This window comes from Exiguobacterium sp. E4787, assembly GCF_018618375.1.
Classification (GTDB): Bacteria; Bacillota; Bacilli; order Exiguobacteriales; family Exiguobacteriaceae; genus Exiguobacterium; species Exiguobacterium chiriqhucha.
The window spans coordinates 155685-178799 of record NZ_JACSLY010000006.1 but is presented as its reverse complement, the minus strand read 5'-3'; the positions used below and the strand labels follow the sequence as shown (position 1 = coordinate 178799).

Genomic DNA, 23115 nt, shown 5'->3' with positions numbered 1-23115 from the left:
CTCACATACTAAATTTCACAGGTGACAGTTATCGCGTCACGCATGCGTTGTCGAAACACTAAAACCTAGCTGGCAAAGTTCTGTACTTTTCGTTGCATTATTGTGCACATTTGTATTGCAAAATACAAACATGGCCATTTTCAATTGGTCGCTCATCATTGCATCCATTCTTGGTGTGGCGCCGATTGCAATCCAAGCCTATCAGGCATTAAAAGTAAAAGTTGTCAGTATTGATGTTTTAGTTACCATTGCAGTTATTGGAGCAGTATTGATTCAAAATTATGAGGAATCAGCCATCGTTACTTTCTTATTCTTATTTGGTTCTTACTTGGAGCAGCGTACCTTGAACAAAACACGTTCTGCCATTAAAGAATTAACAGAGCTGGCACCAGAAAGTGCTTTAAAGCAAATGGAAAACGGAGAATTTGAAGAAGTAGATGTCGATGATGTAGACGAAGGTGATATTTTATTAGTTAAAACGGGTGCAAAAGTTCCGGTAGATGGAACAGTGTTAACTGGTGAAGGTCACATTAATGAAGCAAGTATTACTGGAGAATCTCTACCTGTAAGTAAAAAGGTTGATTCTGAAGTATTTGCAGGATCTATCTTAGAAAATGGAACGATCCAAATTCGAGCTGATCGTGTTGGAGAAGATACAACATTTGGTAGAATTATCGAATTAGTGGAAGATGCACAGGATTCCAAATCAGAAGCAGAACGTTTCATTGACCGATTCTCAAAATACTATACACCAGCTGTGTTAGTCCTTGGTTTTATTGTTTGGTTTTTCTCAAAAGATATTGAACTAGCTATCACGATTCTTGTTTTAGGATGTCCAGGTGCATTAGTTATCGGGGTTCCTGTATCCAACGTTGCCGGTATCGGAAACGGTGCACGTAATGGTGTCCTCTTAAAAGGTAGTGAAGTTATCAATGACTTTAGCAGAGTAGATACTATCGTTTTTGATAAAACAGGAACATTGACAGTAGGAAACCCTGAAGTTGCCGAAAAAGAATTTTACGGAAAAAATACTGAAGAGGTTCTAGGATATTTAGCAAGTGTGGAGCGTGAATCGGACCACCCACTAGCGAAAGCTGTCCTACAGGATATTGGCGAGATAACTTTCTCTACTGTTGAAGAAACCGAAGTCGTTAAAGGTGGCGGAATTGTAGCAAAAATAGGTGTTCATCGTATAGCCGTTGGTAACGTAGCTTTAATGGAAAAGAAAAATGTGAAATTAAGCGAAAAAGCTAAAAAAGACGTCGAACGCTTTGAGAAAAATGGGAATTCTCTTGTGTTAACTGCGGTCGACGGAGAATTAAACGTTCTGATGGGTATTCGGGATCAAATCCGCCCAGGTGTTAAAAAAGATCTTCAAAAACTGAAAAAACTAGGGGTCAAAAACCTTGTCGTTCTTTCTGGGGACAACCAAGGAACCGTAGATTTAGTTGCTCGAGAACTTGGGTTAACAGAAGCACATGGTCATATGCTACCGGAAGGAAAATCTGCTTATATCGAAAAAATGCAAGCAGAAGGCGGGATCATTGCCTTTGTCGGTGACGGAGTGAATGATAGTCCTTCACTAGCCTTAGCAGATATCGGAATTGCCATGGGAAGTGGAACAGATGTTGCAATTGAAACATCAGATGTTGTTTTAATGAATTCTGACTTTAGTCGTTTACCACACGCATTAGGCTTAACAAAATCAACTTCAAGAAACATGAAACAGAACATTACCATAGCAGTTGGTGTGGTATTAGTCTTACTTGCCAGCCTACTATTTGGTGAATGGATGAATATGTCAATCGGGATGTTGGTTCACGAAGCAAGTATCTTAGTAGTCATCTTGAATGGTATGAGATTGCTTCGATACCGTTTGAGAGAATAATTTTAATAGAAAGCAGTCTTGATGAATGATAAAGGGGAAGTATTCAGGTAGGAAGAACAAAATACTCCCCTACTTTTTCTTAAAACTTGATTTGCATCAAATTCATTTCGTTGAACCTGAACTATACTTAAATTGTAAAGAAGAAGAGGGAAAACAAAAAAATAAAAGATAAGATGAAAGGAGAAATAATTCATGCAAAAAGCAGTTATTCAATTAGAAACATTATCTTGTCCATCTTGTATGCAAAAGATTGAAAATGCGGTGAAAGGATTAAACGGGGTTAATCATGATAGCTTAAAAGTATTATTTAATGCCAGTAAAGTAAAAGTAGATTTTGATTCAGAAACGATCACCATTAACGATATCGAAAAAGCCATTGAAGACTTAGGATATCCAGTCGTCAAATCAAAAGTAAAATCGGCCTAAGACCAAAAAACCACAAGAGAGAGGGAACGAATAATGTCTGAACAGACATTTAACGAAGTAATAACAAACCATTTTGAAAAGCTAGATTTATACACCACTGCAATTACACGGGCCCATGGTAAGAATCACCCAGAAGCCTTTGAAGTACGTGAATTGTTTGAAACAATTAGTGGAAAAGTAAAAGACGCAGGTACGAACAAACCTGACTTAGATGCTGAATTTGCTCAATTACGAAAAATCACAGACAACTACACCATTCCTGGAGATGTATGTGAAACGTATGGAGGCACATTCGAGATGTTATCAGAAGTAGATAAAGCATATCAGGCTTAAAGTAACTCAAAAACAAAAGAATAGATTGGTTTACGGTCGTTAAAAAATGAAGGGGGAAATGATTTATGCAAAAAGCAACGATTCAATTAGAAACCTTATCTTGCCCATCTTGTCTCCAAAAGATTGAAAATACGGTGAAAGGAATAAACGGTGTGAATCAAGATAGCTTGAAAGTAATGTTCAATGCAAGTAAAGTAAAAGTAGATTTTGATTCAGAAGCAGTCGCTATTAACGATATCGAAAAGGCAATTGAAGACTTAGGATATCCTGTTGTCAAATCAAAGGTAAAACCTGCTTAATCGAGTGAATAGAAAGGAAGCCTAGGATGCCCTCTTAGGCTTTTTATAAAAGGAAGAGGTTATTTTGGAACAAAACCAATGTTGTCATCACCAACATGGACATGCAGAATGTATTCGTATTGTCCCCATTTTCAACCATTTGGAAGACTCACAAATGGATTTGATTGCGGAATCTGCCAAGACACTTCATCTTAAAAAAGGGGAAATGTTATTCCGTGCAGATGAGGAAGATGATACCTTATATATTATCAATTCAGGTAAGGCTCGGATTTACCGCTTATCGGATTCTGGAAAAGAACAACTTGTTCGCATTTTAAATCCTGGTGATTTTACAGGTGAAGTCGCCATTTTCCAACCTGGAAGTATTCATGAGAATTATGCGGAAGCACTACAAAATACATCTATTTGTTTAATTAAACGAGGTGATTTACAGAAGTATTTGGTGGAATATCCGCAGATCTCATTAAAAATACTGTCAGAAGTAACGATGCGTTTAAAGGATTCTGAAAAACAAACCACACAAGTAGCGATTGAAAATGTAGAAACCCGCATTATATCCTTTTTAGCTGAGAATATTGAAAAGGGAAGTGGCAATAGTCCAACGATTATCTTACCAATGTCCAAAAAGGATTTAGCCTCGTATCTTGGTACCACACCAGAAACAATCAGCCGTAAATTTACTACTCTAGAAGAACTTGGATTGATTAAACAGTTACCGAAAAAGAAAATTAAAATAATGGATTTAGATCAATTGTTACTTCATACTAAATAAATATAAGCAGAGTAGCGTGCCATCATTAACGTGTTAAGTTTAATAGTACAAAACATAAAATAACAAACATTTTAGCAATCCAATTAGCATATAAAATGGATTGCTAATTTTTGTTGATTTAACAATGTTTATCTACAAAAAGAAAGAGAAATGGCTACTTATTTGGCACTTATTTTACCAAGATGACATAAACTTGTGTCAACTGCATAATTCATTAGCAAAACACCCCTATTAACTAAGCTAATTACTCTGGACGGTTTGTCAAATTAAGCGCAACACTTCCTCCGCGAAGGCCTCGTGTGCGGTCTTCCAGCCGAGACATTTCCTCGGCCGCCCGTTGATCTTGGCGAGCGCGTCCACGATCTCTCCTTGGCCGACCGTCGCGAAGTCCGATCCTTTCGGGAAGAACTCGCGCAGGAGGCCGTTGGCGTTCTCGTGGCAGCTGAACTCCTTGCCCCGGTCCGTCGTCGCCGTCCTGAACGTGCCCTCCGGGAAGGCGGCGTGCACCGCATGAATCGCCCCCTCCATCGAGGCCGCGGTGCGGTCCGCGATCGGCAGGGCGAGATAGAACCGGCTCTTCCGCTCGATGAACGTCGCGACGCACGCCTTCGACTTCCCTCGTCCGGAGACGACGGTGTCGAGCTCCCAGTGCCCGAACGTCCGGCGCCCCCTGACCTCCGCCGGCCGTTGCGAGATGGAGAGTCTGACGTTGATGCGCCCGCGCGTCTCGGTCGGCTTTTGACGTTTCCCTTTCTGGCGGAGCACGGTCAGGGGCACGTCGATCCGTCTCGCATAGATCCAACGGTAGATGGTGGAGAAGGCAATTATTCCTGTGTAGAGACGGCCGACGATCTGTTCCGGGGACCAGGTCGCACGCAGCTTCCCGACGATCGTCCGGCGCATCGTGTCGTCGAGTTTCGTCTTGGCGCCACAGTTGGTCTTCGCCTTCTCGTAGCGTTTCTGGGCACGTTCAGCCACGTAGTCGGGGTTCCGTCTGATTTCCCGCGAGACGGTCGAGGGCTGTCGCCCGAGCCGTCTCGCGATGGACCGGATGGACATCCCAAGCTCCAGATACGTCTCTATTTTCACGCGTTCCGTTGTGGGAAGATGAATATAGCTCATAGCGATTCCTCCGTCTGAATGTTTGTGTCGTAACTTCATTCTACACGAGGACGTCGCTGTGGGCTTTTTGTGCGTTCACTTTTGGGTGTTGCACTTAATTTTATAATTCATCAAACCAAAATGAAGTTGCCTATTTTCCTGTTTTTGGGATAATTGAAGAGAGGTGATGGGGATGAAGTGGTGGTGGATGTTCGGGATATTGGCCATTGGAGGAATGATGGTCGTAAATGAGGCTTGGTATGGAAACTCGGCGGCGTTTGGAACGGCGACCAGTATGATTATCGTGACGTTGATTGGCCTAAAGAGTTTAGAAAACCGATATCGGATAAGAATGGGAGTCATCTTTTCATTATTGATTGCTGGAGCAATTTACTTCGGGTTGCCGAATTATTCGGTCGCTGAGGCAGAACATAACCTGAAACAAGTACATAAGAACGTGAACTATGTGAATGATGTCGGGGTGGTGAACGAAGGCTGGAATCCGTTTCAACCAAACCGTGTCTATTTATTTGAAATCGATTCAGGGGACCGAGTCTTGTTTTTACCCGATTCAGGAGACATTATAAAAACGCGTCCTCCAATGTGAGGACGCGTTTCTGATTAGTTGCGAATCATATAATCGAAAGCACCGAGTGCGGCAGTCGCACCAGATCCCATCGAGATGATGATCTGTTTGTAGGCGCTGTTCGTGCAGTCACCTGCTGCGAACACACCTGGAACGTTCGTCGCGCCATGACGATCAACGACGATCTCACCGAAGTTGTTGCGTTCGACCGAGTCGAGCCAGTCCGTGTTCGGGACGAGGCCGATTTGGACGAAGACGCCTTCGAGTTCAACGTGATGCGTCTCGTTCGTCTCGCGTGACAAGTACGAGATGCCGTTCACTTTATCCGTACCCGTGATTTCTGTCGTCTGAGCGTTCGTGACGACGGTCACGTTCGGGAGGCTGTGGAGACGGTCTTGAAGCACTTGGTCAGCTTTGAGTTCGGCAGCGAACTCGAGCACCGTCACGTGTTTGACGATTCCAGCGAGGTCGATGGCTGCTTCAATCCCAGAGTTACCGCCGCCGATGACCGCGACGCGCTTGCCTTCGAAGAGAGGGCCATCACAGTGCGGGCAGTAGGCGACACCTTTGTTTTTGAACTCGGCTTCACCTTGCACGTTGACGTTGCGCCAGCGAGCACCAGTCGACAGGATGACGCTCTTACTCTTCAAGACGGCACCATTCTCAAGTTCGACTTCGATGAGGTCAGTTTTCTCAAGACGCTTCGCGCGTTGGAGATTCATGACGTCGATGCCGTATTCTTTCACGTGCTCTTCCAAGCTCGCGACGAGTTTCGGGCCTTCCGTGTAAGATGTGCCGATGAAGTTCTCAATCCCCATCGTGTCCATCACTTGACCACCAAAGCGTTCCGCGACGATACCGGTCCGGATGCCTTTACGAGCCGCGTAAACCGCTGCGCTCGCACCGGCCGGGCCGCCACCGATGACGAGGACGTCATATGGGTCTTTGTTTTCAAATGCCGAAGCGTCAGGACCAGTTCCGAGTTTCGCCAAAATCTCTTCAAGTGACATGCGTCCGTTACCGAACGCCTCACCGTTCAAGAAGACGGTCGGGACAGCCATGATTTCTTTCGCTTCCACTTCTGCCTTGAACGCGCCACCGTCGATCATCGTGTGTGAGATGTTCGGGTTGAGGACGCTCATGACGTTGAGTGCCTGGACGACGTCCGGGCAGTTGTGGCAGCTGAGGCTGATATACGATTCGAAGTGGTACGTGCCTTGAATGTTTTGAATCTGTTTGATCGCATCCGCGTCCACTTTCGGCGCCCGGCCGCTCACTTGGAGCAACGCGAGGACGAGTGACGTGAATTCGTGACCGAGCGGGATCCCTGCGAAGACGATCCCTGTCTCTTCAGACGGGCGGTTCACGCTAAAGCTCGGTGTGCGAACGAGCGTGACGTGCTCGACCGAGATGCGTGACGACATGCTCGCGAGTTCGTTCACGAGGTCGAGCATCTCTTTAGAGACCGCGTCGTCTCCAGCGCTCACACGGAGGACGACATCGCCCTCCATGAGCTGGAGATATTGGTCCAACTGTTGTTTAATATCTGCTTCTAACATGAAATCCGCTCCTTACAACTTGCCGACGAGGTCGAGGCTCGGGCGAAGTGTCGCAGAACCTTCTTCCCATTTCGCCGGGCAAACTTCGCCTGGGTTGTTGCGGACGTATTGTGCCGCTTTGACTTTGTTGACGAGTGTGCTCGCGTCACGGCCGATGCCGCCTGCGTTGATTTCAACTGTTTGGATGACGCCGTCTGGGTCGATGATGAACGTACCGCGGTCAGCAAGACCATCTTCTTCGTTCAAGACGTCGAAGTTACGTGAGATTGTGTGTGATGGGTCACCAATCATGATGTACTCGATTTTGCCGATTTTCTCTGATGTTTCGTGCCATGCTTTGTGCGTGAAGTGTGTGTCAGTCGATACTGAGTAGACTTCGACGCCGAGGTTTTTAAGTGTCGCGTATTCGTTTTGAAGGTCTTCAAGTTCAGTCGGGCAGACGAATGTGAAGTCAGCTGGGTAGAAGCAAACGACGCTCCATTGACCTTTGAAGTCGTTGTCCGATACTTCGAGGAATTCACCTGTTTGGAATGCTTGTGCTTTGAAAGGTAAGATTTCTTTGCCGATTAATGACATGGGATATGTCCTCCTTGGTTTTTTACTCTAGTGGACTTTCGTCTCTACTAGAATAATTATAATGTAATACTAACTTCATATAACCCGCCAAAAATGTCAAGGCGTTTGCATGTCTGGGAAAATGTTGATATATCAACGTTAAATGGTTAAAACGCTTGATGAAAGGAAAGAAAACGATTACAAAATAAATGTACTTTTGTTTTCAATAACCTATGTGAAAAAAATAAAAGCTTACTCATATACTCCTATTTGATAAAGAAACGAATACGAGATTCTCGTCATAAATCGTTACATTATCATTTACCAATAAAAAAACCTCAATCTGACGGCAGATTAAGGTTGCTGAATCTTATGGATGATATCTTGATTAAATTCTACTCGATCTATGCCTTTATGGAGGCGAGCGTGACAGTTCGGACAAACTGCTACAACTTGGTCAGGTTGCGACAAGCCATCATCGGATTCTTTGTAGAGCGAGTGGAGCTCGAGATAAGGTCCGTTTTCCGTTTCAAACGGAGCTGGTTTCTCACAAGCTTCGCAACAGTTATTGGCACGAGCCAGCACATAATAATGAAGCGCTGCTGTTTGTTCGCGAACTTGTAACTTTCGAGCGGACATGCTTAAACCAGTTGCTCGTTTTGGGTCGCGAGATGCAATTTCCTCTAACTCTTCAATTGATTTAAAGCGCATCGTCGATGAGAACTGATGGGCTTCTTCCTGAATTACATGCAGTGGTTCAAACGCAAAGACGATCACTTCTCGTTGATTGTGATACTTATCAATTCCAAATTGAATATCAAAACCAATTAAAATGAGTTGATCGACAAAGCGGTAAGTCCCTCGTCCAAGCGATTCGAATAAATAAACGTCTTCGCCATTTTCTACATGGTTGAGTAGAGCTTTATTTCCGAAAGAAAACGATTGATTCCCTTCCTGTCCTTCTCCGCTGTAATAGTAGAGACCGTCATCTTCATTCCAGCCATTTTTATAGCCAAACTCTTCGTCCATTCCACTATCGAATATAAAGATGAGTTTATGTTTGTTTGGGGTACTAATCCCTCGTTGTCGACTTCCACCGTAACGATCGTGAAGTTCAGAGCGTTTATACAACTTATTTTTTTCGAACAGCATATGACACCTCATTCCCAAGAATTTCTTCTACGTTAAATTGTATCACGTCTCCATACGAATAAATGAAAAAGACAGAGGTCGCCCTCTGCCTTTCAATTATTCTGCCATCAACGCGCACACCGCGTTCGAATAGGCGACCGGGTCTTCAATCGGTAGCCCTTCGATGAGGAGTGCCTGCTGATAGAGCAAATCGGTATACTGTTTCGCTTTCGCTTCATCTTCCTTATAGATGCGCTGTAACGTCCGGAAGATGGCGTGATCGGCGTTCACTTCAAGCACTTTTTCAGCTTTCATGCCACCGCCATTCGGCATCGTGTTCAAAATCTTCTCCATCTCGATTGAGACGTCACCGGCGACCGTCAAGCAGACCGGATGTGACTTGAGACGTGTCGATGCGCGCACTTCTTTGACGCGGTCGCCCAGTTCTTGTTTCATGAAGGCGAACAAGTCCTTGTTGTCCTCATTGAGCGAATGGGCCGCCTCGTCATCAAGCCCGAGGTCACCGCTCGCGATCGACTTAAACTCTTTGTCGTCATACGACTGGAGCATTTTGATGGCGAACTCGTCGATTTCTTCAGTGAAGTAGAGAATCTCGAACCCTTCTTCTTTCAAGCGTTCCGCCTGAGGGAGAAGGTCGATGCGGTGAATCGATTCACCCGTCGCGTAATAGATGTACTTCTGGTCGTCTTTCATGCGTTCGACGTATTCTTTAAGCGTGACGAGCTTCTTCTCGTTCGACGAGTGGAACAAGAGCAAGTCTTTCAACTCGTCCTTGGCGGCGCCGAACTGGTCGTAGACGCCGAACTTGAGCTGACGGCCGAACGACTCGAAGAATTTCTCGTAGTCCTCGCGCTCGTTTTGGAGCATCTTCTCGAGCATGCCTTTGATTTTCGACTTCACGTTCTTGGCGATGACGCGAAGTTGGCGGTCCTGCTGCAACATCTCCCGGGAAATGTTGAGCGACAGGTCTTCCGAGTCGACCATCCCTTTGACGAAACCGAAATAGTCCGGGAGCAGGTCAGGCGACTTCTCCATGATCAAGACACCGTTCGAGTACAGCTCGAGCCCTTTCTCGAACTCTTTCGTGTAATAGTCGAACGGGACCGTCGATGGGATGTAGAGAATCGACTGATACCGGATCGAGCCGTCGACGTTCAAGTGAAGGTGTTTGAGCGGCTCATCGAAGCCGTAGCGTTTCTCGTGATAGAACGCCTTGTAGTCCTCCTCCGAGAGCTCGCTCTTCCGTTTGCGCCAAATCGGCACCATGCTGTTGACCGTCTCTTCTTCGACGTAATCCTCGTACTCGTCCGAGTCTTCTTTTTGACGGTGCTTCGTCACGTCGAGCTTAATCGGATAGCGGATGAAGTCCGAATGCTTCTTGATGAGCGAACGGATCTCGTACTCTTCGAGGAACGATGAGTACGTCTCGTCGTCCGTGTCAGCTTTCACGTGCAACGTGATCTCAGTCCCGATGTCGGTCTTATCTGTCGGCTCGATCGTGTAACCGTCTGTGCCTTCCGACTCCCACAAGTAGCCTTGTTCACTGTCGACCGAGCGGGTGCGGACCGTCACACGGTCTGCCACCATGAACGCCGAGTAGAAGCCGACACCGAATTGGCCGATGAGGCTGTGGTCTTCTTCCATCTTCGTCGCCTGCTTCATCGCGAGCGAGCCGCTCTTGGCGATGATCCCGAGGTTCGATTCGAGCTCATCGGCCGTCATCCCGATTCCGGTGTCACGGATGGTGATTGTGCGGGCGTCTTTGTCGAGCTCGACTTTAATGAAGTAGTCGTCCTTGTTGAAGTCGATTGCCTCATCTGACAAGGCCCGGTAATACATCTTGTCGATGGCGTCACTCGCGTTCGAGATGAGCTCACGGAGGAAGATGTCCTTATGCGTATAGATTGAGTGGACCATCAACTCTAAAATTCGTTTCGATTCGGCTTGAAACTGTTTCTTTGTCATGATCGTTCTCCTTTTTAATTGTTCGTTTTTGGCACTCTGATGATAAGAGTGCTAACACTATTGATTATCCTAATTTTTAGGAAGATGTCAACCCGATTCAAACAAAAGATTGACGCGGGGCTCAGATTCACCTATAGTTGAGTACATGCGATGAGCTGGTCTATGTAAGACGGCGGACATTCCTTCGGGAGCACGTTGTGGAGCGTGGTTCGACGCGGTAGACTTTTCGAGAGCACCTCTAGTGAGAGGTGCTCATTTTTTTGTATATGGGGGATTATGATGCAACTACATACCATCCATCACGTGGCGATTATCGCCTCAAATTATGACGAGGCGAAACGGTTCTACATCGATATCCTCGGTTTCGACGTCATCCGCGAGCATCATCGTCCGGACAAAGGCGATCACAAGATCGACCTGCGGCTCGGCGCGTACGAGCTCGAGCTGTTCATCAAACCGGACAGTCCGAAACGGCCGAGCTTCCCGGAGGCGTGTGGACTCCGTCATCTCGCCTTTAAAGTCGACGACATCGAGTCGGTCGTCGCCGAACTGAATACGCACGGTGTCACGACGGAACCGATTCGGTTTGACACGTTCACGGGCGAGAAGATGACGTTCTTCTTTGACCCAGACGGTCTGCCGCTCGAACTGCACGAATAAAGCCCCTTCACGCGAAGGGGCTTTATTATGGGCGCACATACGACAAGAGCATCTCTCGCAACATCCGTTGTTGGATGCGCGGTTCGATATCGTCCTCTAAATAACTGATGTGAGACTTCAAAATGATATTGTTACCGAACGTACCGAACGCGTTGATGACAGTGACGACGGTTGCTTTCACGTCGAGATCGCTCCGGAGCGAACCGTCCGTCTTCCCGTCCGCGATGAGTGGTTCGAGCGTCTCCATGATTTCGCGCTGCAACTCGATATAGTCGTCAATCCCGGGAAGGGGACTTGCGACGGACGAGGCATAGCTCTCGAACGCCTCACGGAAACGAGAGTGGTTCGTCCGCTTCACTTGTTGGTCGAGCAGATAGTCGAGAATCGCCTCGAGTCGCGAGTAGGCATCTCCCGGTCGGTTCGTCAGTTCTTTGAACGCATCGAGCGTCGGTGCCAAATTGCGAACGGCCGCAGCGACGATCAATTGGTCTTTTTTCGGAAAGTACCGGAACAGCGTCGCGACCCCAAGCTCGGACGCATCCGCGATGTCCTGCATCTGCACCCGTTCAAATCCATCTTGTAAAAAGAGCACCTCGGCTTCTTCGATGATGCGATTCAAACGTTCTTCTTTATTTTGTTGTCGTTTACTCATTAAATCACCTCTTTGTATGTCGTTATTATACCGTGTCGAGGCAGTTTCGTTGAGAATCCAGTGTGCATCGACTACTATAATGATAGTTAGACTATCATATTTAAGGGAATGGAGATGGAATTATGCGGTTAACGGGGAAAGTAGCGGTCATTACGGGGGCAGGCAGTGGTATGGGTGAGGAGACGGCCAAGCTGTTCGCACGCGAAGGGGCGACCGTCGTCGCGACGGACATCAATTTTGAAGCGGTGACGCACGTCGTGGAGACAATTCGGTCGAATGGTGGCGAGGCGATTGCGCTTCAACACGACGTCACGTCACGCAACGATTGGGAAAACATTTATAACGAAGTCCAGTCCGTGTGCGGCAAGCTCGATGTGCTCGTCAACAATGCGGGCATCGCGCTCGCAAAACCGTTCTTGGATCAGACGGAGGAAGACTGGGCGCGCACGTATCGGATCAATATCGATGGCGTCATGCTCGGGACACAGTATGCAATCCCGCTCATGGAGCAAAACGGCGGTGGGTCGATCGTCAACATCTCGTCCATCTCGGCGCTCACAGGCATGGCCGGTGCCGGTGCCTATACGGCCTCGAAAGGAGCCGTTCGGTCGCTCACGAAAGCGGCGGCCGTCGATTACGGGAAACACAACATTCGCGTCAACTCGGTCCATCCGGGCTATATCGTGACACCGATGAGTGCGCCGCACATGGAACACCCGGATTATAAACAACATTTCTTGAATCAAATCGCTTTGCCGAATCTCGGTCGGGCTGAAGAAGTGGCGACGGCCGTCCTCTTCCTCGCGTCGGATGAGGCAAATCACATCACGGGAATCGAACTTCCGGTCGATGGGGGCGTCACAGCAAAATAAGCAACACAACTCGTTCAGGTCAGGGGAAAAATTCCTCTGACCTGTTTTTTAAATTATTTTTCGAAAAAACCATATTAGAGATAGACAAATCAAGAGTTTCCTAAAATAGCGTCTCTCGATTCATATCGAAGATGCGAAAGGCCGCGCCAGCCAGATGAAGCAAGTCATCGTCAAATAAGTGCGCAAACAACAAGGAGTTCGCCGCGGCGAACTCCTTGTTTTATCTTCTACTCGAAGATGCCGAGGAGCTCCATGACCAAGAGGATGAACAGTCCGGAGCCGAGGACGGCCGCGAAGAAGACGAGCACAGCAAATTCTTTTCGTTTCAAGATGGCCCACCAGCCGGTCACGAACGCTCCGAGTCCGAGGACGGAGAACGTGGTCATATAGCTGAGCCGGAGCATGTTCGCGGCGTTGTCGCTCCAAAGCGTCGAGTGGAAGGTCGTATCGAAGTTATCGAGCAGGAGGAACGGCACGTACATGGCCAGGAACAAGCCGATGAGGATGATGGACCACTTGCCGACCGAGGTGCGAGGGAACAAGGCGCCATTCATGACGATTCACCTCTTTTCGTTGCGAAATCATCTGTATAGGTCTATTCCCGTTTTGACCAAAAGTTGACGGGTTTCGTGGAAACGATATGATATAGTCGAAATGAGAGAATGGGGGGACGAGGGTGGAACAGTTCAAACTGAGACGGATTTGGGAAGACGTGTTGGAAATGGAAGTCGAATTGACGCTGAAAGGGAAATGGTGCGCGGTCACGGTGGACGAATATGTCACAGGTGCCGACATCGAATCACTCGTCTCCACGTTACGGGCGTTCAATGCACGAAACGGGAAGTCACCTGAGACTTGGGCGTTCAATGCACGAAACGGGAAGTCACCTGAGACTTGGGCGCTCGATGTCCCGCTCGTTCACGTCTCGTTAAGGTTCGAACTGGCGAATGCGCGAGGGACCGTTCGGGTCAATATTGAGATGGAACAAATGAAAGGCGATGGTGGAGACATGAAGGCGACGTTCTCGTTCGAGACGACGATGGGGCAGATGGATGAGTTGCAGCGACAACTGTCGGCATTCTTGGCGTGCGAAACCGATTGGGTCGAATCGCTTCGCCCAGAATAAGTGGCCAAGTCAAAACGAGAAAGCGGGTGTAGAAAGTGAAAACTCAATTTGAGATGGAACGGATTTGGATGGATGAGACCGAGCTGTTTTACCAGATTAGGCTTCAGCTCCATGCATCCGTCTGTTCGAGCAATCAAGATGTATATATGCAGGACGAGACACTGCAAGAACTGATTGACTCGATTGCTGGATTCAACAACACCTGGGGCAAGGAACCCGTGATTTGGCAGTTGTTGGACCCGGATGCGGATGACCATAAAATCAGCCTCACGTTCACGCTGATTGATCGGACAGGCACGATTCAAGTCGACGTCTTCATCCATGACGAGTGGCAACACGATCCGTTCGACCACTTCCATGCGACCTTCAAGTTCAAGACGACGATGGGGCAGCTCGATGACTTATGCGCTCAACTCAAACGCTTCATCCGACGAGAGACCGACCATGTCGCATCGCTCTATGAACGATGACAAGCCCAGACAAAAAGCGTCTGGGCTTGTTTTAGTACCATTCTTTCGGTTCGTAATTCAATTCGCGGAACAACTGCTCGCGTTCTTTTTTCGACAGGTCGCGCCATTGTCCGGGCGGGAGCTTGCCGAGCGTGATATTCATGACACGTACGCGCTGAAGGCGGTACACTTCGTAACCGAGCGCTTCACACATGCGACGGATTTGGCGGTTGAGCCCTTGTGTCAGCGTGATGTTGAAATCGAACTTCGACAGTTGGTGGACTTTACACGGCAACGTCTTCTGGCCGAGGATTCTGACGCCGGCTTCCATCTGTTCGACGAACTCCGGAGTGATTGGCTTATCGACTGAGACGATGTATTCTTTCTCGTGCTCACCCTCGGCGCGAAGAATCTCGTTGACGATATCACCGTCGTTCGTCATCAAGATGAGCCCTTCCGAGTCTTTATCGAGACGGCCGATATTGAAGATGCGGAGCGGGTGGTTGACGAGGTCGACCAAGTTGCCTTTGACTTTCTTCTCGGTCGTGCTCGTGATGCCGACCGGTTTATGGACGGCGATATAGACGTTGTTTCGTGCGACGCGGGCGGCCGAACCGTTGACGAGCACTTCGTCCCCTGGGTTCACTTGGTCGCCGATTTTCGCTTTCTTCCCGTTGATAGTGACCCGTCCTTCTTCGACGAGACGGTCGGCTTGGCGGCGGGACGCCTTGCCGGATTCACTGATGAATTTATTGATACGCATAGATCCACGTCCTTTTTTTGGCTTCGTCCTCTCACTATAACGTATTTTACATGTGCCTGAAAGCGGGAAACGAACGAGTAGAGAGGATGTGGCACGATGGATCAAGCACGATTGCTATTGCAAGACGCGATTCGATTTCAACAAGCGCTCATGACGTCGTCGTTTCAGGCGGAATTGATTGAGGGGGCCTCTCCGGTCCTATGGTATGGGCGCCCGACGGAGCGACAGTCGCTCACCGTCGGGACGAATCCGTCGCGCGGCGAATTTTTTGAACGGGACGGAACCGTTCGTAGAGGAGAGTCACAAAAGTTCTATTGGCGTGACGAATCACCCGATGTCTACTTGCAAGATGACAACGCGCTCGACGCGACACTTCACTACGCCGCGGCTTACTTCGAGGCCGGACGGGCGACGACGAGCTGGTTCGGCAAACCGGGAGGGGCGAAACTCGAGGCCCTGCTCGAAGGTATGGGTCGCTCGTTCTACGACGGGTCCGCGCTCCATGTCGACTTTTTCAAATATGCGACGTCGCGTCAGATGGGCCAATTGCGAACAGGACGCCAATGGATGGAGCACCCGACATCGCTCGATTTGCTCGAACGGACGATTCGTTATGTGAACCCGTCCCGTTTGATCGTCCTTGGGCGTGATAACTGTGCGGCATTTAATGGGTTCACGCACAGTGAACGGCTGGACGCGTATCCGAGTGCCCGGTTCGAGCTCGGTTATCATGCGACGCTCCATGTCCCGATGGTCGGACTGCATGTCAAACCGTCCGAAGTGTTCGTCGGTCTCGGGAACGGTCGAGACGCGTTTGGGCTCCACCATGGCTCGTATGCGAAACGGGAGCATCTGATGCAAATCGGGTCGGCCATCGAAGCGAGCGCTCGTCGTTATTTCTCCTGAACGTCCTGTGGCGGATACACGCGCGTGATGCTGCCCCAAAAGTTGAACTCGTTGAAATCGATATAGCGGATGTCGCGGGAGCGGTTATCGAGCACCTCGAGCAAGATGACGTCGGGAAAGCCGGGCTTGTGGAAGATGGTGTACCCGATTCCGGTCACGGAGTGATTTTTATAGAACCCATTCGCCATATTCAAGATGAAGGGGCGATCGGCCGCGAGTTCGCGCTCGAACGTCGACCATTTCCATAAATAACGTGAGCTGCTGTGCCCTTTGTAGCCGTAATGGGCCCATAGTTTCGTAACAATCGTACTGATTCGAGTCGGCGGTGTGCCCTTCTCATCTTTGAACTGATGAGCGAGCGCAATCTCACGTGCGTCTCGTTGAATCTCGATTACGTCCTCCGGGATGCGCTCATAGCCAAGGTCATGGTAATAGCGGAAAATAGCCGTCATCGAGGTGAGTGTACAATTGTTCTTGCCCCCGTTGAACGCTTTTTGAAGCAACACTGGAACCCCGTTGATGCGCTTCTCGCTCTTGACCGTCCAATGGCCGTGATAGCGGTCGTTCACGTAGGCCTTGGGGTCGATGATTCCAGCGTAACCTTTCTTTGCCACTTCGAGCTGGCCGGCATAATGTTCGTCCATGACGCACCTCCCTTTTTTCTTTATTATACAAACAACGCCCGTCCTCTGGAATGAGAGAACGGGCGTGTTGTCGTTAAAAGATGAGATGGGCAATCCCGACGATAATCGGTAACGTGATGATCGTCCGTAACAAGAAGATGAGAACGAGATCGAAGAACGAGATTGGCAATTTCGAGCCGAGCAACAGTCCGCCGACCTCAGACATGAAGATGAGCTGGGTGACGGACACACAGGCGATGACGAATCGCGTCAACTCGCTCTCGATGCCGCTGCCGAGCACGGCCGGCAAGAACATATCGGCGAACCCGACGACCATCGTCTGGGCCGCGGCCTCTGCTTCTGGCACTTGTAACAACATGAGAATCGGTTCGAACGGCTTGCCGAGAATCGTGAACAATGATGTATGTTCAGCGATGACGAGCGCGATCGTTCCGACGGCCATGACGACCGGCAAAATGCCGAGCCACATGTCGAGCACGTTTTGGAACCCGTCCTTGAACGTGGCGCCGGCCCCTTTACTCGATTTTGATTTGAGCAATGCTTGACGCAGTGCCCAGACGCGCATTGGGACATTCGCCGGCACCGGTTCTTCCGATTTCAACTCCGTCTTTTCATACGCCGTGTCGGGCTTACGGGACAACGGATAGATGCGCGGCATGATGAGCGCGGCGACGATACCGGATAGGATGATCGTGCCATAATAATGCGGGAAGTAGGCGTCGAGCTCCATGTACGACAAGATGACGATTGTGAACGTGATCGACACGACGGAGAAAGTCGTGGCTATAATCGAGGCTTCTCGTTTCGTGTAATAGCCTTCTTCGTACTGTCTCGTCGTCAATAAAATTCCGATTGTGGCGTCCCCGACCCAAGACGCGAGCGCGTCAAGCGAGGCCCGACCCGGGAGGCGGAACAGCGGGCGCATCACTTTGATGAGCATCGTTCCGACGAACTCGAGCAGCCCGAAGTTCAACAGGAGCGGTAATAACATCCCGGCGAACAAGAACGTCGCGAACAAAATCGGGATTAAATCATATAACAACAGGCCGCCCGTGAACTCGGACGTGATCGCCTCGGGCCCGATGACGAGTAACGTCATAAAGCCGGTGATGAAGCCGATGACGCGCATCACAAACCAAAACGGTGTGACGTTGAACAACGTGTTCAAATGAGGGCGCTCTAAGATGAACGCCGGTTTGACCGCATACGCGATGAGTGAGCCGACGACCGAGATGCCCATCATGATGACGGCAATCGTCGGTACGATGCCGCCGATCAAATCAATCAGCCAGTTCGATAAAAAGGCGACGGGAATGGTGAACCCGTCACCAGACGGGATTGGGACGATGAAGAATAGAATCCCGATTAACGATGGAATGATGAATTTCATGTAATCTGCTGACGTGAATCTGGGCCCGTCATGACCGGACCGGTTTGGTGTGTGATTCATTCAATTTACCCCTTTTCCCCGAAAGTGTAGTGTGCGCTTCACTGGCACGTCCCCATCGTGCGTTACGTGAATTGCTATGAAGGAATAGCTTCTTCCCGTTCATTATAGAGAAGTGAACAGCGAGCCGGCAACAATTCGTTGTAATCTTCTGAAATATAGAAAGCGTTCTCAAGAGCGAACTATTCGTATTCTCCGGCTCACTTTAGTATGATGACGGCGAGTCTTACAAAATCGAGATATTCACCATATATACTTTAGGAACGGAGCGATACAGATGAGATTAAGTGTATTGGATCAAGCGCCGGTGACATCCGGACATACGTCAGAACATGCGTTACAAAGTGCGGTCGAACTGGCCCAATTGGCAGAAGAGCTCGGCTATTACCGGATGTGGATGGCCGAACATCACGGTGGCATGTCGTTTGCCAGCTCGGCACCGGAAGTCGTCGCGGCTTATATTGCGGCCAAAACAGAACGAATTCGTCTTGGTTCAGGTGGAATCATGATGATGCACTATTCCCCGCTCAAAATGGCCGAAGTGTTCAAGACGCTCAGCGCACTCGCACCGGGACGTATCGACTTCGGGGTCGGCCGGGCACCGGGTGGGGACGCGAACGCCATCTACGCGATGTCGCAGGGTCAAAAACCGATGATGGACGGCCTGTATGAAAAGCTCGGGACGACACTCCAACTCATCAACGATGAGGCGCCGGAAGAACGATGGTATAAGAATACGCCGGCAGCGCCGACGGGTGTGTCACTTCCTGAGGCATGGCTCCTCGGATCGAGCGGGAACAGCGCCATCCAAGCAGGCCGGATGGGGCTCGGCTATTCCTTCGCTCAATTCTTCAATGGGGAGCTGAGTGTCGCGGCGCTCGACGCGTATCGTCAGCATTTCACCCCGTCCGCTTTCATGGAGAAGCCGGACATCAGCGTCACATATCTCGTCACGACGGCTGAGACGGAAGAAGAGGCCGAGTATTTGGCACGTCCGTCGGATTTATCACGCCTGTTCTTGATGAAAGGGCAGCTCCGCCAATTGATGAGCCCGGAGGCGGCACACGACTATCCGCTCACCGAGATCGACAAGATTCAAATCGCCAACAACCGAAAAATCCATCTCGTCGGGACACCGAAGCAGATTGCGACGCAACTGCAGGAAGAATCGGTCCATTATGGATTTGATGAGGCGATGATTTGCAGCATCCAGCATACACAAGAGAGCCGCTTGAACGTCTATCGGTTGCTCGCCAAAGAACTTCTATGACAAAAACGCACCTATTCCTAACGGAAAGGTGCGTTTGTCAGTTAGAGGAACAGTTGCATGAGCACGAGCAAAGCGACAAGCCCGCCGAGCGAGACGGTAAAGAAGACGGCGACCGAACGTTCGTGATTGCGTAAGATGGTATACATCCCGACTACGAACGCACCGAGTGCGGCGGCGATGGCCAACATCGAGACAACGGCCGCCCACGTATTGTCGAATAACGTGTCGAAGTTGAACGGTTGAGCGGATTGGACGATGAGAGCAGACACGAATAAGAGCACGAACACCGCAAGCAACAAGAGAACCGACCATTTTCCTGGCTGTGTCTGTGGATAGACGTTTCGACTGAGCATGATGGTTCACCTCACTTTTGTGACGTTTATTTATCTATACCCGATTATTGCCCGCTCGTTAAAAACGTCTTCCCCTTTTTTTAAACGGTTTCGTGAACAAGACCGGCTAAAACCACTAAACTAGAAGAAACGGAGATTGCCTGGAGGTACAGTATGCAGCAGATGAAGATTGACCCGCACTATTTGTTTGACGTATTCGTTCAATTATACCGGATGGTGTTTTTGATGGAAGTGACACCTGAGGGATATCGTTACGCACGCGTCAGTGAACAGGGGAAACTGGCGTCCTCGCTCCCGGACGATGTGAGTGGCTTGTATTTACATGATATGTATGCGGTCGATGTCGCCAACGAGTTAATCGTGCATTATGACGAAGTCGTCGCGACGCATGCACCGGTCTATTTCATGTCGCAGATGAACATCGAGGCCAATACGGCCCGCTTCGCATCATCGGTCCTCATGCCGCTCGAAGATGAGGCGGGTAACGTGCGTTATGTGTTAGGGCTGACGACCGATTTATCGGAAGAGGCAGAGATGAAGCTATTGAGCAGCATCGAGAACATCGATTATTTGACCGGGATGCCGAACTTGATGAAAGTGAAGCTCGAGCTCGAGAAGCTGTTCACGCAACGAGAAGGAGCGGAAGTGACGAGCGTCATGCGGTTGCACATCAACCGGTTTAAAATCATCTTGTCCTTGCAAGGCGTGGAACAATCTCATCGCCTGATTAAAGAGGTGACGCGGCACTTATCGGACCTGTTGCCGAAAGGATCGATTATCGGACGCGTAGACGGTGAAGATTTTATTGCCGTGTTGCCCTACACCTCAATCGAGACGGCGACGATACATGGGGAACGATTGCTAGCGGCCATCGCAGCGTACACGTACCAAGTGGCCGAGACCGAGTTCGCTTTATCCGGTTGTCTCGGAATCAGCGCGGGGAGCGAGGACGCCGACGGGGTCATCATGAATGCGTCAACGGCGCTCCTCGAAGCGAGACAAGCGGGCAAGCAAATCATCAAAGTGTACGAAAAGGACGATTACGTCCAACATTATATCGATGAGATGACGATTGAGATGGAACTCATCAAGGGACTGAAAGCAGATGAACTGAGCGTCGTCTATCAACCGAAAGTTGGCTGTCAGGACGGGGTGGTTCATTTTGAGGCGCTCGTGCGGTGGCATAGTGCGGCGCTCGGTAACGTCTCACCGGAAACGTTTATTAAGATTGCCGAAACGTCGCTCTTGATTGAAGACATTACCGGGTTCGTTTTCGACCGCGTCTGTCGTGACATGATCGAGCAACCGGACCTGTTTGCAGGGCGACGTGTCGCGGTCAACGTATCCCCGGTGTTGTTTCGACAAGACTATATCAAACAGTTATTACAGGTGCTCGCGACATACGGGTTGAGACCAGAACAGCTCGAGTTTGAGATCACGGAACATACGCTTATGCAAGAACCGCTCCTTGGTATTCAGACGGTCGACTATTTGAAAACGAAAGGCTTTCGCGTGTTGATTGACGACTTCGGCGTCAGCTACTCTTCCCTCAATTACTTGAAGATGTTTGAGATTGACGGCATTAAAATCGACCGCTCATTCATCAGTCAATTGGATAAAGACAACGGCCTGAAAGAGTATGAAATCGTCAAATTGATTGTCTCACTCGCTAAAAAATTGAATTTAGAGGTCACGGCCGAGGGGGTCGAGACGGAAGCGCAGTACCGGGTGATGGAACAGCTCGGTTGTGATGAGATTCAGGGGTATTTCTTCAGTCGTCCACTCCCACTAAATGATCTCCAACAGGCGCTCGATGCGCTCGTCTATCAACATGCGGCGCTGCGGCAACTCGAGTTGGCCACGACTTCTCCATCGACGGTACTTGATGAACAAGAAGCCGAGCGTTTGAAGACGATTCTGCGCCTTGAGATTTTAAACACTCCGCGAGAGGAGCGCTATGATCGGATTACGAGGCTTGTCGCGCGCACGCTGAACATGCCGGTCGCGCTCATCTCGATTTTGACGACAGACCAACAATGGTTCAAGTCCTGCGCGGGTCCCTTGCTTGAGAGCCCACACGTGGACCGGGAATGGACGCTGTGTGATCGGGTCGTGACTGGCCAATCGTCGGTTGTCATCGAGGATGTGCAGACGTCTGAGGCCGGGACAAACAATCCGTTGCTTGAAAACCTCGGTTTTTATGCCGGTGTTCCGCTCACGACGCGAAGCGGACATGTCATCGGCACGCTTTGTGTGACGGACGAACGAGCTCGCACGTTTGACGAGGCAGCGTTGCAGTCGCTTGAAGATTTTGCGCGTTGGGTCATGGCTGAAATCGAATTGACGGAACAGACACGGGCCCAGGCCCAACGTCAACAGACGCTCGAGTCGCTGTATGAGGTGACGGCGCTTCATGAACCGTTCGGCAATAAACTAAAACGGATTCAGACGGTGCTCCGCGGCTGGATCGGCTATTCCCATGCCGTCGTCTTCTCGACGGAGTCGAAACATCGCGTCTTATCCGAGGACGGGGAAGGCAGGCTCGACTGGACGAGTGATGCCCTGCAACAACTTCATGCTTTGACGACAATCGGGCACCAAAAATTAGGTCGTGCCGAACTTGTGATCGATGGAATCGAGTTTAGCTCGATGATCAGTCTGCCGTTGTCCAATGATGGCAAGACGTTCGGTTGGGTCGTGTTCTTGGCCGAACAGGGTAGCTTGAACGACGTCGTCGACGCAGCGACGATCAACGAGATGACGGATACGATATTGCTCGTGACCCGGTGGATGGAGAACGAGATTCGGCGCGAACGTAAGCATCAGGAAGTCATCGAACTCATCACCCAAGACAGTTTGACGAAATTGGCGAACCGGCACTCGTTCATGACCGACATGAGACAAAAGATGAATCGGAAGCAGTCGGTCGTGCTGTTGTTCATCGATTTGGATGATTTTAAACAAGTAAACGATTCCTACGGTCATCTGATCGGGGACGAAGTGCTCATCGAGACGGCACGACGGATTCGCTCGTTCAGTCAAACGTATGACGGGAAGGCGTATCGCTTCGCAGGCGACGAGTTTTTAATCGTCATCGATACGGAGCGAGAAATAGTTGAAGCAGACCGATTTGAGGAGTTGAATCGTCTCATTTCCCAGGAAATGAACGTCGGAGATGGCTTGTCCTTGCGGTTGTCGGCCAGCATAGGCGTCGCTTGTTCGGAAGACCACGCTTCGCTCGATGCGATGATTCATCACTCGGATGCGGCGATGTACGTCGCTAAAAATTGCGGTGGGGATGGGTATTACGTGTACGACTCCCATCAAGAAAATTGAT

24 protein-coding genes are annotated in these 23115 nt (G+C 49.5%); 13 read left to right on the top strand and 11 right to left on the bottom strand.

All coding sequences use genetic code 11. The features are described from left to right. Window positions 1-130 precede the first annotated feature (130 nt). The 5 genes from KNP80_RS09025 to KNP80_RS09005 all read left to right on the top strand — a co-directional run bounded on the left by KNP80_RS09025 (window position 131) and on the right by KNP80_RS09005 (window position 3718). Window positions 131-1888: a heavy metal translocating P-type ATPase gene (locus KNP80_RS09025; RefSeq protein WP_214834576.1), complete on the top strand. Its 1758-nt coding sequence runs from the start codon at window positions 131-133 to the stop codon at window positions 1886-1888. Window positions 1889-2080: 192 nt separating this feature from the next. Next, window positions 2081-2314 (top strand): heavy-metal-associated domain-containing protein, encoded by a 234-nt coding sequence (locus KNP80_RS09020; RefSeq protein ID WP_029333960.1) that lies wholly within the window; start codon window positions 2081-2083, stop codon window positions 2312-2314. A 33-nt stretch (window positions 2315-2347) separates the two neighbouring features. Next, a complete protein-coding gene (locus tag KNP80_RS09015) occupies window positions 2348-2647 on the top strand; it encodes an iron-sulfur cluster repair di-iron protein, ric (RefSeq protein ID WP_128123856.1) in 300 nt (99 codons plus the stop codon). Between the two features lie 65 nt (window positions 2648-2712). Further along, window positions 2713-2946: a heavy-metal-associated domain-containing protein gene (locus KNP80_RS09010; protein WP_214834574.1), complete on the top strand. Its 234-nt coding sequence runs from the start codon at window positions 2713-2715 to the stop codon at window positions 2944-2946. A gap of 64 nt (window positions 2947-3010) precedes the next feature. Next, a complete protein-coding gene (locus tag KNP80_RS09005) occupies window positions 3011-3718 on the top strand; it encodes a Crp/Fnr family transcriptional regulator (RefSeq protein ID WP_029333958.1) in 708 nt (235 codons plus the stop codon). Between the two features lie 261 nt (window positions 3719-3979). On the opposite strand, the gene KNP80_RS09000 is transcribed toward KNP80_RS09005, so the two are convergent. Beyond that, window positions 3980-4840, bottom strand: coding sequence for an IS30 family transposase (locus KNP80_RS09000; RefSeq protein ID WP_214834572.1), 861 nt, complete (start codon window positions 4838-4840; stop codon window positions 3980-3982). A 172-nt stretch (window positions 4841-5012) separates the two neighbouring features. Here KNP80_RS09000 and KNP80_RS08995 point away from each other — a divergent pair, with 172 nt between their 5' ends. Next, complete coding sequence (locus KNP80_RS08995; RefSeq protein WP_131472010.1) at window positions 5013-5426, top strand: hypothetical protein; 414 nt, start codon at window positions 5013-5015, stop codon at window positions 5424-5426. A gap of 14 nt (window positions 5427-5440) precedes the next feature. Here the strand turns inward: KNP80_RS08995 and ahpF are convergent, their stop codons facing one another. From ahpF to htpG, 4 genes are all read right to left on the bottom strand, one after another. Further along, window positions 5441-6964: an alkyl hydroperoxide reductase subunit F gene (gene ahpF, locus KNP80_RS08990; protein WP_214834570.1), complete on the bottom strand. Its 1524-nt coding sequence runs from the start codon at window positions 6962-6964 to the stop codon at window positions 5441-5443. Between the two features lie 12 nt (window positions 6965-6976). Beyond that, window positions 6977-7540: an alkyl hydroperoxide reductase subunit C gene (gene ahpC / locus KNP80_RS08985; protein ID WP_021067918.1), complete on the bottom strand. Its 564-nt coding sequence runs from the start codon at window positions 7538-7540 to the stop codon at window positions 6977-6979. Window positions 7541-7873: 333 nt separating this feature from the next. Further along, the gene (locus KNP80_RS08980; RefSeq protein ID WP_214834568.1) at window positions 7874-8671 is read right to left on the bottom strand and encodes an SRA domain-containing endonuclease; all 798 of its coding nucleotides are present in this window, start codon (window positions 8669-8671) and stop codon (window positions 7874-7876) included. Between the two features lie 96 nt (window positions 8672-8767). Continuing rightward, window positions 8768-10636, bottom strand: coding sequence for a molecular chaperone HtpG (gene htpG / locus KNP80_RS08975; RefSeq protein WP_214834566.1), 1869 nt, complete (start codon window positions 10634-10636; stop codon window positions 8768-8770). A gap of 279 nt (window positions 10637-10915) precedes the next feature. On the opposite strand from htpG, the gene gloA2 reads away from it, so the two are divergent. Next, the gene (gene gloA2, locus KNP80_RS08970; RefSeq protein ID WP_058765255.1) at window positions 10916-11296 is read left to right on the top strand and encodes an SMU1112c/YaeR family gloxylase I-like metalloprotein; all 381 of its coding nucleotides are present in this window, start codon (window positions 10916-10918) and stop codon (window positions 11294-11296) included. Between the two features lie 25 nt (window positions 11297-11321). On the opposite strand, the gene KNP80_RS08965 is transcribed toward gloA2, so the two are convergent. After that, window positions 11322-11948, bottom strand: coding sequence for a TetR/AcrR family transcriptional regulator (locus tag KNP80_RS08965; RefSeq protein ID WP_214834564.1), 627 nt, complete (start codon window positions 11946-11948; stop codon window positions 11322-11324). A gap of 122 nt (window positions 11949-12070) precedes the next feature. Between KNP80_RS08965 and KNP80_RS08960 the strand changes: the two genes are divergently transcribed. Continuing rightward, window positions 12071-12820: an SDR family NAD(P)-dependent oxidoreductase gene (locus KNP80_RS08960; protein ID WP_214834561.1), complete on the top strand. Its 750-nt coding sequence runs from the start codon at window positions 12071-12073 to the stop codon at window positions 12818-12820. Between the two features lie 227 nt (window positions 12821-13047). Here KNP80_RS08960 and KNP80_RS08955 read toward each other — a convergent pair whose 3' ends face one another. After that, window positions 13048-13374: a hypothetical protein gene (locus KNP80_RS08955; protein WP_214834559.1), complete on the bottom strand. Its 327-nt coding sequence runs from the start codon at window positions 13372-13374 to the stop codon at window positions 13048-13050. A gap of 122 nt (window positions 13375-13496) precedes the next feature. Here KNP80_RS08955 and KNP80_RS08950 point away from each other — a divergent pair, with 122 nt between their 5' ends. Continuing rightward, window positions 13497-13946 (top strand): hypothetical protein, encoded by a 450-nt coding sequence (locus KNP80_RS08950; RefSeq protein WP_214834556.1) that lies wholly within the window; start codon window positions 13497-13499, stop codon window positions 13944-13946. 53 nt (window positions 13947-13999) lie between these two features. Beyond that, window positions 14000-14416: a hypothetical protein gene (locus KNP80_RS08945; RefSeq protein WP_251131204.1), complete on the top strand. Its 417-nt coding sequence runs from the start codon at window positions 14000-14002 to the stop codon at window positions 14414-14416. A 31-nt stretch (window positions 14417-14447) separates the two neighbouring features. Here the strand turns inward: KNP80_RS08945 and rluF are convergent, their stop codons facing one another. Further along, entirely contained in the window at window positions 14448-15158 is a 711-nt protein-coding gene (gene rluF / locus KNP80_RS08940) for a 23S rRNA pseudouridine(2604) synthase RluF (protein ID WP_214710769.1), read from the bottom strand. A gap of 96 nt (window positions 15159-15254) precedes the next feature. On the opposite strand from rluF, the gene KNP80_RS08935 reads away from it, so the two are divergent. Next, window positions 15255-16064, top strand: coding sequence for a hypothetical protein (locus KNP80_RS08935; RefSeq protein ID WP_214834552.1), 810 nt, complete (start codon window positions 15255-15257; stop codon window positions 16062-16064). On the opposite strand, the gene KNP80_RS08930 is transcribed toward KNP80_RS08935, so the two are convergent. Both KNP80_RS08930 and KNP80_RS08925 read right to left on the bottom strand, forming a co-directional pair. Continuing rightward, window positions 16052-16708: a C39 family peptidase gene (locus tag KNP80_RS08930; RefSeq protein ID WP_214834551.1), complete on the bottom strand. Its 657-nt coding sequence runs from the start codon at window positions 16706-16708 to the stop codon at window positions 16052-16054. The two genes, KNP80_RS08935 and KNP80_RS08930, sit on opposite strands and share 13 nt — an antisense overlap. 73 nt (window positions 16709-16781) lie before the next feature. Further along, window positions 16782-18158, bottom strand: coding sequence for a YjiH family protein (locus KNP80_RS08925; protein ID WP_214834549.1), 1377 nt, complete (start codon window positions 18156-18158; stop codon window positions 16782-16784). 274 nt (window positions 18159-18432) lie between these two features. Between KNP80_RS08925 and KNP80_RS08920 the strand changes: the two genes are divergently transcribed. Beyond that, entirely contained in the window at window positions 18433-19425 is a 993-nt protein-coding gene (locus KNP80_RS08920) for an LLM class flavin-dependent oxidoreductase (protein WP_214801764.1), read from the top strand. Between the two features lie 41 nt (window positions 19426-19466). Here KNP80_RS08920 and KNP80_RS08915 read toward each other — a convergent pair whose 3' ends face one another. Then, window positions 19467-19778: a hypothetical protein gene (locus tag KNP80_RS08915; protein ID WP_214834547.1), complete on the bottom strand. Its 312-nt coding sequence runs from the start codon at window positions 19776-19778 to the stop codon at window positions 19467-19469. Between the two features lie 153 nt (window positions 19779-19931). On the opposite strand from KNP80_RS08915, the gene KNP80_RS08910 reads away from it, so the two are divergent. Beyond that, a complete protein-coding gene (locus KNP80_RS08910; RefSeq protein ID WP_214834545.1) occupies window positions 19932-23114 on the top strand; it encodes a bifunctional diguanylate cyclase/phosphodiesterase in 3183 nt (1060 codons plus the stop codon). The last annotated feature ends 1 nt before the right edge of the window (window position 23115 follow it).

Bases quoted from the DNA above. Each gene is read 5' to 3' on its own strand.
- KNP80_RS08945 (WP_251131204.1), top strand. From the start codon at position 14,000: ATGGAACGGATTTGGATGGATGAGACCGAGCTGTTTTACCAGATTAGG.
- KNP80_RS09020 (WP_029333960.1), top strand. From the start codon at position 2,081: ATGCAAAAAGCAGTTATTCAATTAGAAACATTATCTTGTCCATCTTGT.
- KNP80_RS09025 (WP_214834576.1), top strand. From the start codon at position 131: ATGGCCATTTTCAATTGGTCGCTCATCATTGCATCCATTCTTGGTGTG.
- htpG (WP_214834566.1), bottom strand. From the start codon at position 10,636: ATGACAAAGAAACAGTTTCAAGCCGAATCGAAACGAATTTTAGAGTTG.
- KNP80_RS09010 (WP_214834574.1), top strand. From the start codon at position 2,713: ATGCAAAAAGCAACGATTCAATTAGAAACCTTATCTTGCCCATCTTGT.
- KNP80_RS08995 (WP_131472010.1), top strand. From the start codon at position 5,013: ATGAAGTGGTGGTGGATGTTCGGGATATTGGCCATTGGAGGAATGATG.
- KNP80_RS08915 (WP_214834547.1), bottom strand. From the start codon at position 19,778: ATGCTCAGTCGAAACGTCTATCCACAGACACAGCCAGGAAAATGGTCG.
- KNP80_RS08925 (WP_214834549.1), bottom strand. From the start codon at position 18,158: ATGAATCACACACCAAACCGGTCCGGTCATGACGGGCCCAGATTCACG.
- rluF (WP_214710769.1), bottom strand. From the start codon at position 15,158: ATGCGTATCAATAAATTCATCAGTGAATCCGGCAAGGCGTCCCGCCGC.
- KNP80_RS08960 (WP_214834561.1), top strand. From the start codon at position 12,071: ATGCGGTTAACGGGGAAAGTAGCGGTCATTACGGGGGCAGGCAGTGGT.
- KNP80_RS09015 (WP_128123856.1), top strand. From the start codon at position 2,348: ATGTCTGAACAGACATTTAACGAAGTAATAACAAACCATTTTGAAAAG.
- KNP80_RS08930 (WP_214834551.1), bottom strand. From the start codon at position 16,708: ATGGACGAACATTATGCCGGCCAGCTCGAAGTGGCAAAGAAAGGTTAC.
- ahpC (WP_021067918.1), bottom strand. From the start codon at position 7,540: ATGTCATTAATCGGCAAAGAAATCTTACCTTTCAAAGCACAAGCATTC.
- KNP80_RS08920 (WP_214801764.1), top strand. From the start codon at position 18,433: ATGAGATTAAGTGTATTGGATCAAGCGCCGGTGACATCCGGACATACG.
- KNP80_RS08965 (WP_214834564.1), bottom strand. From the start codon at position 11,948: ATGAGTAAACGACAACAAAATAAAGAAGAACGTTTGAATCGCATCATC.
- KNP80_RS08955 (WP_214834559.1), bottom strand. From the start codon at position 13,374: ATGAATGGCGCCTTGTTCCCTCGCACCTCGGTCGGCAAGTGGTCCATC.
- ahpF (WP_214834570.1), bottom strand. From the start codon at position 6,964: ATGTTAGAAGCAGATATTAAACAACAGTTGGACCAATATCTCCAGCTC.
- KNP80_RS08935 (WP_214834552.1), top strand. From the start codon at position 15,255: ATGGATCAAGCACGATTGCTATTGCAAGACGCGATTCGATTTCAACAA.
- KNP80_RS08980 (WP_214834568.1), bottom strand. From the start codon at position 8,671: ATGCTGTTCGAAAAAAATAAGTTGTATAAACGCTCTGAACTTCACGAT.
- KNP80_RS09000 (WP_214834572.1), bottom strand. From the start codon at position 4,840: ATGAGCTATATTCATCTTCCCACAACGGAACGCGTGAAAATAGAGACG.
- KNP80_RS08910 (WP_214834545.1), top strand. From the start codon at position 19,932: ATGCAGCAGATGAAGATTGACCCGCACTATTTGTTTGACGTATTCGTT.
- gloA2 (WP_058765255.1), top strand. From the start codon at position 10,916: ATGCAACTACATACCATCCATCACGTGGCGATTATCGCCTCAAATTAT.